This window comes from Azospirillum oleiclasticum, from assembly GCF_013423485.1.
Lineage (GTDB): Bacteria > Pseudomonadota > Alphaproteobacteria > Azospirillales > Azospirillaceae > Azospirillum > Azospirillum oleiclasticum.
Genome location: NZ_JABFFR010000048.1, coordinates 26,937 through 40,193, shown reverse-complemented (window position 1 = coordinate 40,193; position 13,257 = coordinate 26,937). Strand labels below are relative to the sequence as shown.

At 73.0% G+C, this 13,257-nt stretch carries 13 protein-coding genes; 2 read left to right on the top strand and 11 right to left on the bottom strand.

Annotation, left to right across the window (positions count from 1 at the left end; genetic code table 11):
* Both HL658_RS32325 and HL658_RS32320 read right to left on the bottom strand, forming a co-directional pair.
* Window positions 1–2,766: error-prone DNA polymerase (locus HL658_RS32325; protein WP_180287704.1), on the bottom strand; the 2,766-nt coding region annotated here is incomplete at its 3' end.
* A gap of 12 nt (window positions 2,767–2,778) precedes the next feature.
* Window positions 2,779–4,350 carry a Y-family DNA polymerase gene (locus tag HL658_RS32320; RefSeq protein WP_180285233.1) on the bottom strand — a complete coding sequence of 524 codons (1,572 nt, stop codon included), beginning with the start codon at window positions 4,348–4,350 and terminating at the stop codon, window positions 2,779–2,781.
* A 155-nt stretch (window positions 4,351–4,505) separates the two neighbouring features.
* On the opposite strand from HL658_RS32320, the gene HL658_RS32315 reads away from it, so the two are divergent.
* Entirely contained in the window at window positions 4,506–4,982 is a 477-nt protein-coding gene (locus HL658_RS32315; RefSeq protein WP_180285234.1) for a hypothetical protein, read from the top strand.
* Window positions 4,983–5,028: 46 nt separating this feature from the next.
* Here HL658_RS32315 and HL658_RS32310 read toward each other — a convergent pair whose 3' ends face one another.
* The 6 genes from HL658_RS32310 to HL658_RS32285 all read right to left on the bottom strand — a co-directional run bounded on the left by HL658_RS32310 (window position 5,029) and on the right by HL658_RS32285 (window position 9,188).
* Window positions 5,029–5,583 carry a pseudouridine synthase gene (locus HL658_RS32310; RefSeq protein WP_180285235.1) on the bottom strand — a complete coding sequence of 185 codons (555 nt, stop codon included), beginning with the start codon at window positions 5,581–5,583 and terminating at the stop codon, window positions 5,029–5,031.
* Between the two features lie 15 nt (window positions 5,584–5,598).
* Window positions 5,599–6,447 (bottom strand): C40 family peptidase, encoded by an 849-nt coding sequence (locus tag HL658_RS32305; RefSeq protein ID WP_180285236.1) that lies wholly within the window; start codon window positions 6,445–6,447, stop codon window positions 5,599–5,601.
* Window positions 6,444–6,920 carry a MarR family transcriptional regulator gene (locus HL658_RS32300; RefSeq protein WP_180285237.1) on the bottom strand — a complete coding sequence of 159 codons (477 nt, stop codon included), beginning with the start codon at window positions 6,918–6,920 and terminating at the stop codon, window positions 6,444–6,446. Before HL658_RS32300 ends, HL658_RS32305 begins: the two co-directional genes overlap by 4 nt.
* Window positions 6,921–7,066: 146 nt before the next feature.
* Complete coding sequence (locus HL658_RS32295) at window positions 7,067–7,252, bottom strand: hypothetical protein (protein ID WP_180285238.1); 186 nt, start codon at window positions 7,250–7,252, stop codon at window positions 7,067–7,069.
* A complete protein-coding gene (locus tag HL658_RS37485) occupies window positions 7,249–7,803 on the bottom strand; it encodes a DUF2442 domain-containing protein (RefSeq protein ID WP_180285239.1) in 555 nt (184 codons plus the stop codon). Before HL658_RS37485 ends, HL658_RS32295 begins: the two co-directional genes overlap by 4 nt.
* A gap of 2 nt (window positions 7,804–7,805) precedes the next feature.
* Window positions 7,806–9,188 carry a leucyl aminopeptidase family protein gene (locus tag HL658_RS32285; protein WP_246338139.1) on the bottom strand — a complete coding sequence of 461 codons (1,383 nt, stop codon included), beginning with the start codon at window positions 9,186–9,188 and terminating at the stop codon, window positions 7,806–7,808.
* A 167-nt stretch (window positions 9,189–9,355) separates the two neighbouring features.
* Between HL658_RS32285 and HL658_RS32280 the strand changes: the two genes are divergently transcribed.
* Complete coding sequence (locus tag HL658_RS32280; RefSeq protein ID WP_180285240.1) at window positions 9,356–10,015, top strand: glutathione S-transferase family protein; 660 nt, start codon at window positions 9,356–9,358, stop codon at window positions 10,013–10,015.
* Window positions 10,016–10,026: 11 nt separating this feature from the next.
* Here HL658_RS32280 and HL658_RS32275 read toward each other — a convergent pair whose 3' ends face one another.
* The 3 genes from HL658_RS32275 to HL658_RS32265 all read right to left on the bottom strand — a co-directional run bounded on the left by HL658_RS32275 (window position 10,027) and on the right by HL658_RS32265 (window position 13,137).
* Window positions 10,027–11,157: a TAXI family TRAP transporter solute-binding subunit gene (locus HL658_RS32275; protein WP_246338137.1), complete on the bottom strand. Its 1,131-nt coding sequence runs from the start codon at window positions 11,155–11,157 to the stop codon at window positions 10,027–10,029.
* Between the two features lie 180 nt (window positions 11,158–11,337).
* On the bottom strand, window positions 11,338–11,904 hold the full coding sequence (locus HL658_RS32270; protein ID WP_180285241.1) for a HupE/UreJ family protein: 567 nt from the start codon (window positions 11,902–11,904) through the stop codon (window positions 11,338–11,340).
* A gap of 198 nt (window positions 11,905–12,102) precedes the next feature.
* The gene (locus tag HL658_RS32265; protein WP_180285242.1) at window positions 12,103–13,137 is read right to left on the bottom strand and encodes a MerR family transcriptional regulator; all 1,035 of its coding nucleotides are present in this window, start codon (window positions 13,135–13,137) and stop codon (window positions 12,103–12,105) included.
* Between the last annotated feature and the right edge of the window lie 120 nt (window positions 13,138–13,257).

Genomic DNA, 13,257 nt, shown 5'->3' with positions numbered 1-13,257 from the left:
CCCGTCGCGCAGCAGCGCCATGGGGTGCGCCTTCAAGGACAGCGACAGGCTGGCGTAGTCCATGACCACCTGCTCGCCCAACGCCATGTCGGGCAGGCGCACGGCCGGCTCCGCCCGGAGCGGGCCGTCGAGCGCGCGGAACAGCGGCAGGGGATCGTCGCCCAGTGCGCGCACGCCCCACAGCGCCGCCCGCCGGTCCAGCCCCAGCGAGCCGAAGGCGTCCGCCCGCGCCAGCCGCTCCAGCGCCGCCACCCCCAGCCCGCTGCGCCGCCACACATCGTGCAGGTCGCGGTAGCCGCTCGCCCGCCCCTCCACCAGATCCCGCGCGTCCTCCTCCGCGAAGCCCTTGACGCTGCGGAAGCCGAGGCGCAGCGCGTGCAGGCCGGGGGAGTCGGGCAGGGGCTCCAGCGTGCAGTCCCAATCGGCGTGGTTCACGTCCGGCGGGCGTACGGTCACCCCGTGCTCGCGCGCGTCGCGCACGATCTGGGCGGGGGCGTAGAAGCCCATGGGCTGGCTGTTCAGCAGCGCGCAGGCGAACACATCCGGGTGGAAGCGCTTGATCCAGGCCGACACATACACCAGCAGGGCGAAGCTCGCCGCGTGGCTTTCCGGGAAGCCGTAGGTGCCGAAGCCCTCGATCTGCTTGAAGCAGCGCTCGGCGAAATCCCGCGGGTAGCGGTTGCCCACCATGCCCTCGATGAAGCGGTCGCGGAAGGCGTGGATCTCCCCCAGCTTGCGGAAGGTCGCCATGGCCCGGCGCAGCCGGTCGGCCTCCTCCGCCGTGAAGCCGGCGGCGACCATGGCGATGCGCATGGCCTGCTCCTGGAACAGCGGCACCCCCAGCGTCTTGCGCAGCACCCGCTCCAGCTCGGGCGAGGGGTAGTCCACCGGCTCCTTGCCCTCGCGCCGGCGCAGGTACGGGTGCACCATGTCGCCCTGGATGGGGCCGGGGCGGACGATGGCGACCTCGATCACCAGATCGTAGAACTCCTTCGGCCGCAGGCGGGGCAGCATGGTCATCTGCGCCCGGCTCTCCACCTGGAACACGCCCAGGCTGTCGGCGCGGCTCAGCATGGCGTACACCTCCGGCTCGTCCTGCGGCACGGTGGCCAGGGTGTACGCGCGCCCGTGGTGCCGCTCGATCAGGTCGAAGGCCCGGCGCACGCAGGTCAGCATGCCCAGCGCCAGCACATCCACCTTCAGCAGGCCCAGCGCGTCGATGTCGTCCTTGTCCCACTCGATGGTGGTGCGCTCCGCCATGGCGGCGTTGAGGATCGGGCACAGCTCGCTCAACAGGCCGCGGGTGATGACGAAGCCGCCGACATGCTGCGACAGGTGGCGGGGGAAGCCGATCAGCTCGCGCGCCAGCTCCAGCGCCAGGGCCAGCCGCGGGTCGGCGGGGTCCAGCCCGTGTTCGCGCGCGCGATCCGTGTCGATGCCGTCGCGCCCCCAGCCCCAGATGGAGCCGGCCAGCCGCCCGACCACGTCGGCCGACAGCCCCATGGCCTTGCCGACCTCGCGGATGGCGCCGCGGGCGCGGTAGCGGATGACGGTGGCGGTCAGCCCGGCGCGGTCGCGGCCGTATTTGCCGTAGATGTACTGCATGACCTCCTCCCGCCGTTCGTGCTCGAAATCCACGTCGATGTCGGGCGGCTCCTTGCGGGCGTCGGACACGAAGCGTTCGAACAGCAGATCGACCTTGGTCGGGTCCACCGCGGTGATGCCCAGGCAGTAGCAGACGGCGGAGTTGGCGGCCGACCCCCGCCCCTGGCACAGGATCTCCCGCTCTCGCGCGAAGCGCACGATGTCGTGCACGGTCAGGAAATAGGGGGCGTAGTTGTTCTGCGCGATGAGGGCGAGCTCGCGGCGGACGGTGTCGGCGACCGTCTCCGGAACCCCGCCGGGGTAGCGCCAGGCAGCCCCGGCCCAGGTCAGATCCTCCAGCGTCTCCTGCGCCGTACGCCCGTCGCCCGTCACCTCGTCGGGGTATTCGTAGCGCAGCTCCCGCAAGGAGAAGGCGCAGGCCTCGGCGATCTCCACCGTACGCTCCACCGCGCGGGGGTATGCGTGGAACAGCCGGGCCATCTCCACCGGCGCCTTCAGGTGCCGCTCGGCGTTGGCGGCCAGCCGCCAGCCGGCCTCGTCGATGGTGCGGCCCGTGCGGATGCAGGTCATCACGTCGGCCAGCGGCCGGCGGGCGGGGCTGTGCATCAGCACGTCGTTGGTCGCCACCAGCGGCACGCGCGACGCCTCCGCGATGCCGGCCAGCCAGGCCAGCCGCCGCCGGTCGTCGCCGCGGTAGCGGTGGCTGGCCGCCAGATACAGCCGCTTGCCCAGCCGCGCCCGCCATTCGCGGACCTCGTTGGGAAAGGCCGGGTCGCGGCGGTCGGGGGGCACCAGCAGGAACAGCATGCCCCCCGCATACTCCAGCACATCCTCGCGCCCCAGGAAGCAGGCGCCCTTGGGTGCGCGCCGCTTGCCCAGCGTCAGCAGCCGCGACAGCCGCCCGTACGCCTCCCGGTCGGTGGGGTAGGCGAGCAGGCTGGCGGCGTCCGTCAGGTCCAGCCGGCACCCCACCACCAGCCGCAGCCCATGCTTCTCCGCCCCCAGCAGCGCCTGCACCACCCCGGCCAGCGAGTTGCGGTCCGTCACCCCGATCGCCCGCATCCCCAACGCCGCCGCCGTCAACGCCAGCTCGTCCGGGTGCGAGGCGCCTTCCAGGAAGGTGAAGTTGGTGGTGACCTGGAGTTCGGCGTAGGGGATCATGGCGGCCGCCCTTCACCCGAAGAACCCGTGCAGGAACCACGGCGTCCGCGCGTCCGGGCGGTAGAGGCCCTGGCGGAAGAGCCAGAAGCGGCGGCCGGTCTGGTCCTCGACGCGGTAGTAGTCGCGGGGCTCGCCGGTGCGGCGCCACCATTCCATCTCGATGCGTTCGGGGCCGTCGGCGTGGCGCACGCGGTGGAGCGCGCCGCGCCAGTGGAACATCAGCGGCGGGTCGTCGGGGACGGGGGCCATCACCTCCACCGGCTCGGGCACCGGCAGCAGCCGCACCGGGCGCGGGCGGTCGTCGGGCCACAGATCCGCGGGCCACAGGGGCACGGAGGCGGCCGGCACCAGCGGCCCGGCCGCGGCGACGCAGCGTTCGGGCAGCCAGCCCGGCCGCGGCACCAGCCGCAGCACCGCCCGCTCCCCCAGCCGGTTGCCCAGCCGGTCCACCAGCTCGCCCAGCGCGGTGTCGTCGCCGTCGCGCCCGAAACCGGCCTGCACCGCGCCCAGCGGCCCTACCACCGGGGCGGCGAGGTCCATCGCCTCGAAGCCGGGGCCGGGCTCCAGCCGCTCCAGCCGTTCGGCCAGCAGCCGCATCAGCGCCTTGGGCTCGCGCACCGGCCGGCTGGTGCCGATGGCGACGGTCTGCGGCGCGTCATCTCCCCCGGCGTTGAAGCGAGCGTCGAACCGGGCGTCGATGCGGTGGGCGGTCAGCTCCAGCCGGCGCAGCCCCTCCCCGGCGGCCTCCAGCCCGCGGCAGAGCGCGTCGAGCAGATGGCGGGCGGCGGCGGCGATGGAGTCGGGCGTGGCGATGGGCTCGGCGAAGGCGATGCGGCTGCGGTGCGGCGCCACCGGCAGCACCGGCGACAGCGGCTCGTCCAGCCGGCCCAGCGCCTGGTCCAGCCGGCGCGCCACCTCCGCCCCGTAGCGCGCGGTCAGCCCGGCCCGCGGCACCGCGTGCAGGTCGCCGATCCGCCGCAGCCCCACCGCGAACAGCCCGTCCACCACCGCGGGCGGCAGCCGCAGCGCCGCCAGCGGCAGCGGGTCCAGCGCGGCGCGCTGCCCACCGGGCGGCACCCGCGTGCGCGCCGCCGGGCCGAATCGGGCGAGACCCCAGGCGGCGGCGGGGGTATCGGCCAGCGCCGCCCGCGACTCGAAGCCCGCCATCGCCAGCCGCTCCGTCACCAGGGCGACCAGCGCCCGCTCGCCGCCGAACAGATGCGCGCAGCCGGTCACGTCCAGCGCCACCCCGTCCGTCCCATCGGGCGTGGTCCAGGGGGTGAAGCGGGTGCACCAGCCGGCGATGCGGGCGAGCAGCCGGGCTTCGGCCTCCGGGTCGGCGTCGAACACGGCGAGCCCCGGCTCCACCGCGCGGGCGTCGGCCAGCGTCATGCCCGGCCGCAGCCCCGCCGCCTCCGCCGCCCGGTCCACCGCGGCCAGGATGCGCCGCCCGCGCTCCTCCCGCACCCCGACCAGCGGAGGGCCGTCCTCCGGCTCCGGCCGGGCGCGGTGCCGCGCGTCGGTGGCGAGCCGCGGCAGCCAGAGCGCCAGGATGCGCCGCCCTTTCCCCGAACCATCCACCATCCGCCCGCACCCGCCCCCATCCGTCCTGCACCGATACGAACAAAACAAGAACAGTATAGGGCGGAGTTGGTGCCGGGTGGAGTCTTCCGTGCGCGAAGGGGGTGCACCCCGACCGGACGGCTTGCCGTGCCGTCCGCGCACCCGACATAAGGGGAATGATCCGACTGATCGCCGTCGCCGCACTGGCGCTGTCCGGCTGCGCCTCCGCCGGGGGCGGGGACGCGGCCGCCCCGGGGCCAAGCCCCTTCCGCCCCATCTACACCGGGACCTACGCGGGCGCGGGCACCGAACGGCCCACGGCACCCGCCGGGGAGCGGCGGGCCGACGCGCAGCCGCCCGACTCCGCCAAACCGGATGCCGGCCGCGAACCGCCGCCCCGCCGGCGCGGCGGCGGCTCCAGCCCGCCGCCCTACGGCTCCTCGCCCACCGCGCCGCCGGCCGTGGTCCCGCCGCCGGGGCCGGCCGACACCACCGGCAACACGGCGGCCTTCAAGCGCGACCTGATGGCCCCGAAGATCGACGACCTGCGCACCCGCGACGCCCTCAACCAGCTCGACCCCATCCAGCAGCGCGACCTGCTGATGCGCCAGCAGGAGATGCAGCGGCTGCAGACGGACCCGCTGCGGCAGTAGGGGCCGGACGTTGGATCGGCGTTGCGCTCGACCCAATGTCACCCATTCACCGCCGCCCCACCGTGACCATCCGCCATTGCCCCGGCGCCAGCCCCTCCAGGGTCCAGTCGCCGATCGACCAGCGGATCAGGCGCAGGGTGGGGAAGCCGACGGCGGCGGTCATGCGGCGGACCTGGCGGTTGCGGCCCTCGGTCAGGGTCAGGGCGATCCAGGCGGTGGGCACGCTCAGCCGGTGGCGCACCGGCGGGTCGCGGGGCCACAGGCCGGGCGGCTCCTCCATCCGCCCGGCGCGGGCGGGCAGGGTGGGGCCGTCGTTCAGGGTGACGCCGCGGCCGAGCCGCTCCAGCGCCTCGTCGGTGGGGATGCCCTCCACCTGCACCCAATAGGTCTTGGGCAGCTTGTGGCGGGGGTGGGCGATGCGGGCGACCAGCGCGCCGTCGTCGGTCAGCGCCATCAGCCCCTCGCTGTCGCGGTCGAGCCGGCCGGCCGGGTAGACGCCGGGCACGTCCACATGGTCGGCCAGCGTCGCCCGCCCGGCCTCGCGGTCGGTGAATTGCGGCAGCACGCCGTAGGGCTTGTTCAGCAGGACCAGCCGCGCCACCGCGGAGTCACCCCGTCAGCGCGGAACCCGGCGCACCGCCAGGATGCCGCCGCCGCGCATCGCCACCTCGGCCAGCGGCTCCACCGCCACCGTCATGCTGTGGGCGGTGGCGTGGATCAGCCGATCGGCGTCCACCATCAGCCCGACATGGCCGGGGAAGAAGACGAGGTCGCCGCGCCGGTAGGCCACGCCGGTCCCGTCCTTCGCCAGCAGCTCCCCCGCCTCCGACCGCTGCATGTCCGAATCGCGCGGCAGCGCGTGGCCGGCGCAGGCCAAGCAGAGCTGCGCCAATCCCGAGCAGTCGATGCCCCACGGCGTCCGCCCGCCCCAGTAATAGGGCACGCCCAGCAGCCGCTCCGCCGTCGCCACCGGGTCCGGCTCGGTCCAGCCGAGGGGAGCGAGGTGGGCGCCGAAGATCCAGCCGCCGTCGGCCAGCCGGCGGAAACCGTTCACCGCCTCCCCGACCGCCACCTGGGCGCCGAGCGGCAGGGCGTCCAGCGGGTGGGTCTTCAGGTCGGGCTCGGGAAAACGCAACGCGCGCAGGTCGCGCACGACGTGGGTGGGTGCCGCCGGCTCACCCATCGTGAGGGCGGCGGCCGGTGCCCAGCCCACATAACCGTCGGTGCCGCACTGGCCCCAGGCCCAGTCGCCCAGCCGGTCGTAGACGGTGAAGAACTCGCCGTACACAAGCTCGCTGGTCTGCCGGGCCGCCGCGTCCGGCGCGCCGCGCAGGGTGGCGCGGCCGGCGGTGACGCGGTGCGGCTCCCCCTCCACGAAGCGGTCGGCCTGCACCCGCCCGCGCAAGCTGGCGGCGGCGACGTCGGGGCGGATGGGGTGGCGACGCGGGTCGAGCGGGGCGGTCATGCCACCGCGTCCGCCACCGCCGCGTCCGCGACGGCCTCCGGGGCGGCCTCTGGAGCGGGTGTGACCAGCTGCGCCGCCAGCCGCGCCTTGGCGGCGGCGGCGATGCGCTCCTCCTCCAGCACCACGGCCATGTCCTCGGGCGTCACGGCGCCGGCGTCGATCACCAGCTCGGCGAAGTCGCACAGGAAGACGCTGCCCTTCACCGTGCGCTGGACCAGCACGTTGCGCTTGTCGTCCGGATCGCGCTTGCGCTTGGCGAAGCCCAGCACCGACAGCCGGTCGAGCGCGCGGGTCACCGCGGGCTTGGAGATGTTCAGCGTGGCCGCCATGCCGCGCACGGTGTGGGGCGGGTCGGTCAGATAGACCTGGAGCATGATCGCCATCTGGCGCGCCGACAGATCCGGCCCGTCCCGCCGGACACTCTCCACCAGGGCACGCCGCCACAGCCCCAGCGCCTTCAGGTTCCGCGCCATTCCCGACCCCCGACTCCACCCACGGCCATCCCCGGTCCGCGAGGCGACGCGAAGTGTGGCTTAATCCCGCCCCTCCGGGCAAGCGAATCGCGGACGGGACGAATTGCTGCGAATAGCCGCGGGGGATCGGTGCCTTGGATCGGTGATCACCGACCCGGCCGGCGCTGGTCCCCCACACGTGCCGTCCGAGACCACTCGTCTTCCAGCTCCGCCATGACCCTGGCGACGACGGCGGGCGGCACGGGGCCGGTCACCAGCAATTCCGCAGCCGCGGCGTCGATGGACTCGGCAAGCGCGCGTGCCCGGCGTTCCGCGGCGGTGGATCGCTTCATGACGAAGGCCTTTCTGTTGCCGGCGCCCCGTGCAGCAGCCCCTCCGCGTTCAGATCCTCGTCCACGTCGGGCCAGTGGATGCCGGTGCCGCCGCCCGCGATCTCCCAGTTCCGCCGCTGTTCCGGCGTGGCGTCGAACAGGCGCGGGTACCACGCCAGCGGCACGGCGATGCTGCGCCCGTCCATCAGGTCGACCGTCAGGCGGTGTTCGTCCACGGTCACGTTCTTGATTTGGAGGTCCATACCGACGCTTGCCGCGCCGGCCTTGGCCGCCCGCTGCCGGTCCATCCACGCCCTGGTGCCGAACAGGCCCGCAAGCAATCCCGGAACGCTGACGTCCACGTCGAGCCGTTCCCAATGCAGGCCAATGCCGAGCCCGAGAATCTCAACCTCGGCAAGCGCGTCGTCGGTCGCCGCCTCCAGGCCCTGCACGGCGCGCGCGGGAAACAGGAAGCCGCAGCCGTTGGTGAGTTCCACCACCACCCGCCCGCTGGCCGCGTCGTACCGGGCCGACGCCGCGCGCGGCTGGTTCGGGACGGTGGCGTCACCCATCCTCACCCCCGCCCGAACCGCTTCTCGATCAGCGCGTAGACCGCCCGCATGCCCAGCGCCTCGCCGCCCTCCGGCCGGCCGGGCTTGCCGGAGCCGTTCCAGGCGTAGACGTCGAGATGCGCCCAGGGCGTCGTTTTCGACACGAAGCTCTCCAGGAACAGCGCCGCGGTGATGGCGCCGGCGAAGCCGCCGGTGCCGGCGTTGTTGAGGTCGGCGACCTTGCTTTCGAACATCTTGCGGTAGGGCTGCCAGAGCGGCAGGCGCCAGAGCGGGTCGGTCTCCGCCTCGCCCTGGGCCAGCAGGTCGGCCGCCAGCTTGTCGTCGTTGGCGAACAGCGCCGGCAGCTCCGGCCCCAGCGCCACGCGGGCGGCCCCGGTCAGGGTGGCGAAGTCGATGAGCAGCGCCGGCTTCTCGGAATCCGCCTCGGCCAGCGCGTCGCACAGGATCAGCCGGCCCTCGGCGTCGGTGTTGCCGATCTCCACCGACAGGCCCTTGCGCGTCTTCAGCACGTCCATCGGCTTGAAGGCGTTGCCAGATATCACGTTCTCCACCGCCGGGACGAGCACGCGCAGCCGCACCGGCAGGCCGGCCATCATCACCATGCGCGCCACGCCCAGCGCGTGGGCGGCCCCGCCCATGTCCTTCTTCATGGTCAGCATGCCGCTGGACGGCTTGATGTCGAGCCCGCCCGAGTCGAAGCACACGCCCTTGCCGACCAGGGTCACCTTGGGGTGGTCCTTGCTGCCCCAGGTGATGTCGATCAGCCGCGGCTCGCGCGGGCTGGCGCGGCCCACCGCGTGCACGGCGGGGTAGTTGGCGACCAGCAGGTCGTCGCCGACGATGACCTTGCAGCGCGCCTCGAACTCCATCGCCAGCGCGCGGGCGGCGGCGGCCAGCTCCCCCGGCCCGAGGTCGGCGGCGGGGGTGTTGACGAGGTCACGGACGAGATATGTGGCGGTCGCCGCCCGCTCCACGGCACCACGGTCGGCCTTCTTCGGCCACAGCAGCGTCGCCAGCGTCTTCTCGGACTTGCGATAGCGGTCGAACCGGTAGCTGCCCAGCACCCAGCCCAGCGTCAGGCGGGTGGCCGTGGCGCGGTCCGGCTCCGGGTCGAGGCGGTAGTCGCCGGGCGGCAGCGACGCCGGCAGCCCGGCCAGCGCCCACAGGTCGTCCTTGGCCGGCACGCCGGCCAGCACGCGGCCCAGCCCGCCGTCCGGCCCCGGCAGCGCCGCCGTCGTCCCCGGTTCCGCCTTGAAGCCCAGGGCGGCCGCCCACTGGGCGACGGGTTTGGGTTGGCCCTCCAGCCAGCCCGGCAGCTCGGCCTTGGTCAGCGGGGTCAGCGGGATGGTGTCGGCGGCGGCCTTGACGCGCAGGGTGGGCAGCAACGCGGGACGTCCTTCTATCCGGAAAAGGCGGGAGCCGGGCGGGCAGGGGGCGACAGCATGGCGCCTGCGGCCCGCGCTGAAAAGGGGTTCCGTGACAGGCCCTTGCGTCCCGGCCGGCCGGCGGCCATCCTGCCGCGGCGCAAACGTCCGAAAGCGGAGCCATGGCCATGAGCGACCTCACCCTCATCCTCGGCAGCAAGGCCTATTCGTCCTGGTCGCTCCGGCCCTGGCTGGCGCTGAAGCAGACCGGCCTTCCCTTCGCGGAGCTGGTGATCCCGCTGCGCCAGCCCGACACCAGGGCCCGCATCCTGGAGCATTCGCCCGCCGGCAAGGTGCCGGTGCTGAGGCACGGCGACCTCACCGTGTGGGACTCGCTGGCGATCTGCGAGTATGTTGCCGAACTCGCCCCGGAGGCCGCTTTGTGGCCGGCGGACCCCGCGGCCCGCGCCATCGCCCGCGCGGTGTCGGCGGAGATGCATGCCGGCTTCCAGGCGCTGCGCTCCAGCATGCCGATGGACCTGAAGCGCCGGGCGCCGGGGGAGGGGATGACGGACGCGACGGCGACCGACATCGCCCGCATCACCGCCCTCTGGGCCGACTGCCGGGCGCGCTTCGGGGAGGGCGGGCCGTTCCTGTTCGGCCGCTTCTCCATCGCCGACGCCATGTACGCCCCGGTGGTCACCCGCTTCGACACCTACGCCGTGGCGCTGGACAGCACCGCGCGCGCCTATGCCGACGCGGTGCTGGCGCTCCCGGCCATGCGGGACTGGACCGACGCCGGCCGCGCCGAGCCCTGGACCATCGATTTCGGCGGGCCGAAGCCGTAACGCGCGTTGCCCTACGGCTTCGCCTCCGTCCGCTTCTCCACCGGTTCCGGCTTCGCGTCGGGGGTGGGGGCGGCGTCCGGGGTGGGTGCCGATTTCGGAGTCGCGGGGGTTTCGGGCGCCCCCTCCGCGGTGGCGCCGAGCAGGCCGGTTTCGCGGTAGTAGCGTTCGGCCCCCGGGTGCAGCGGCACGGAGTTCCCGGACACGGCGTTCTCCGGCACGATGCTCTTGCCGCGCGGGTGCCCGTCCGCCAGCAGCCGGCGGGTGTTCTCGTGCCACAGGGCGCGGGTGATGCCGTAGACCAGATCGGGGCTGAGGTCGGCGCGCACCAGCAGCTCCGCCCCCACCCCCAGCGTCGGGGTTTCCGGCACGCCGGTGTAGGTGTCGGCGGGGATGACGATGTCCTTGAAGAAGCGCTGCCGCTCGCGCAGCTGCTCCGCCGCCGGATCGGCGAAGGGGACGAGCCGCACCGGCACGCGGTTCGCCACGTCGGACACTGCGCCGACCGGGGCGCCACCGATCATGAAGAAGGCGTCGAGCTCGCCGCGCGCCAGCCGGTCGCCGGCGGTGCCGGGCTTCAGGTAGCGCGCCTCGATGTCCTTTTCGGTCAGGCCGTAGGCGTCCAGGATGACGCGGGCGTCCACCAGCGTGCCGGACCCCTCCTCGCCGACCGACACCAGCTTGCCCTTCAGATCGGCCGCCGTCTCGATCGGGGCGGCGGCACGGGCGACGAGATGCACCGCCTCCAGGTACAGCGTGCCGATGGAGCGGATGCCGGTGAAGGCGCCCTTGGACGCGTAGGGGCCGCTGCCGGTGTAGGCCCAGTAGGCGGTGTCCGCCTGCGCCAGCCCGGCCTCCACGGTTCCGGCGCGCATCAGCTCGATGTTCTCAACCGAGCCGATGGTGGCCTGCGCCACCGCGATCAGCCCCGGCACCCCGCAGCTCCCCCCGCGGTCGCAGGGGCGCGAGCCCGGCGGGTTGGAGATGGCGTTGGCGATCAGCCCGCCGATGGGGAAATAGGTCCCCGCCGTGGTGCCCGTGGCGATCCGGAAGAAACGGATGTCACCCGGAGCCGGCGTCTGCGCCCAGCCGGTGCCGACGCCGGTTCCCGACAGCAGCGCCAGCCCGCCGGCGGCGCCGAGCAATCGTCGTCGGGTGAGGGCCTGCCGAGTTATGGAAAATGAAGAACCCGCAGTCCGCCTAAATCCGGTCGAGGCCGTCACGACGTGGGCACCCTTCGCGTGGTTGGTCCCCGCGGTGCGGGGGCTCGGGTGAAAGATGCCGTACAGAATATCACGCAACCGGCATTTTCAAGGCACCGCCCCTCAGAATGTCCCGAGCAGATCGAGAAGCCCGGCGAGCGCGACACCGCCGCCACACATCTGCACCGCGCGCGGCGACACCCCCTGCGCCAGCGCCCCCGCCAGCCCCAGCCCGGCGCACACCATCAGCCCCGACCCCGCCAGGAAACCGCCCAGGAAGGCCCACGCCCCCTCCTGCGCGTAGCCGTGGAAGACCGCCGCCAGCGCCGCGACCAGCACCGCCGCCACCGCCGGCACCCGCAACCCCAGCGCGACCAGCCCGCCCATCACCAGCAGCGATCCGGCCAGCCCCGGACCCGCATAAGGCAGCCGCACCCCGTAGCGCGCCGCCAGCCCGGCCGCCGCCAGCGCGGTCAACGCCGCCGCCGGCACCTGCCACACCGCGACTCCGCCATTCTGCCCCGCCCACAGCCCGATGGCGATCAGCCCCAGCAGATGCTGCAGCACATAGGTGGGCTCCGTCAGCCCCGCCCCGAAGGCGGTGCCGGTGAGCGCGGTCAGCGCCAGGGCGGGTGCCGCGGCGAACAGCGGCCCGGCCGCGGCGAACAGGGCGGAAAGGGGGAGGCGCATGGGACCTTGGCGAGCGAGCAGCAGACGACGACCCGGACATGGCCGGCGCCGGCATACTCGCGGATCCGGGGGGCGCGTGTCACCAGGGGAAGGCAAAGGGCGTGCGCGGTGGCGATCGGCATCCGGTCGGCCGGATCGCGACGGGCCGGTTCCGGCATGCTTGCCCGAGCGTTCTCTTTCCGCCGGAGAGCGGCACCATCAGGCGGCTGGAGGCCGCCAAGCGATGACGCCTTCCGTTCTGGCCCGCACTTCGGGCGAGGCCAGACAGGTGGCAACGGCCTCGTAGCCGGGCGTACCGGGATACGGGGCAACATAGGTCGGCGGGCTATGGTTGGCGGGGCAGAGAATAATCGCTTCGTCCGTGCCAACGACCGTCAAGTCCAGGATTGCGCTTGAACGTGTCAGCATGAAAATCGGCCGGACGCCGGGGCTGCGACGCCGAAGATTGGCGATCATCGCCTCTTGCGTGGGCTGGTCCAGCCCCTGTTCGATCATGTCGACCACCACGATGGCCGGACCATCCGACTCCAGGCCGGCAATCAGCGCGATGAGTGCGTCCGATACGGTGGCTCCGTCCTCCACCAGCCAAGCCAGCGTCCGATCGACCCGCGACCTGAGAGCCGGGTCCGCATCCATGCGAGCGTGGGCAACGGCGCTCCCATCCACCAATCGGTCGAGGCCGAGGAAGATCGCGTCGGGCAACATCTCGGCCAAACGCTGTGCCAGCCGTGTCTTGCCGCTGCCCAACGGGCCTATGATATAATTCAAGAGCCTTACTGGACCCAATTCGAACCGTTCACCATCCCAGGGATAAGGCAGGTCGAAGGCAACGGTACGCACGGACTCCGGTGCCGTCAGGTGCGCCAATTCCCCGGCTGTCAGCGCCTTGCCCCGAGCGAGGTCGTCACGCAGGCTCCCGATCGTTTCGATCATCCGGACCAACCGACGCAGCCGGTCTTCGAGGATGGCCTGATGCACCGCCAGAGCCGGTTCGAGGCCGGAGGGATCGCCATCCAATACCCGCGCTATCTGGGCAAGGCTGAAGCCAAGGGCGCGCAGGGCCGCGATCTCGCCGGCGCGGCTCATTTCGTCGGGACCATAGGCCCGCCATCCGGCCGCGCTGCGGATCGGAGCGATCAAGCCATGTCGTTCGTAGAGACGCAGGGCTTTGGCTGAGACTCCGAGCCGGCCGGCGGCTTCGGATGCGTTCAGGTATCTTGCGGAAGAGTTCATGAGCCACCCGCCATTGCTTGACCGCCATCTTTATCGCTGGCTGCCCCTGGGGCCGGGTCAACAGGAATGTGCAGGAACGTCCCCCGCAGGAGGCGGGTGAGACGGCTGTTTGGGTTCGTA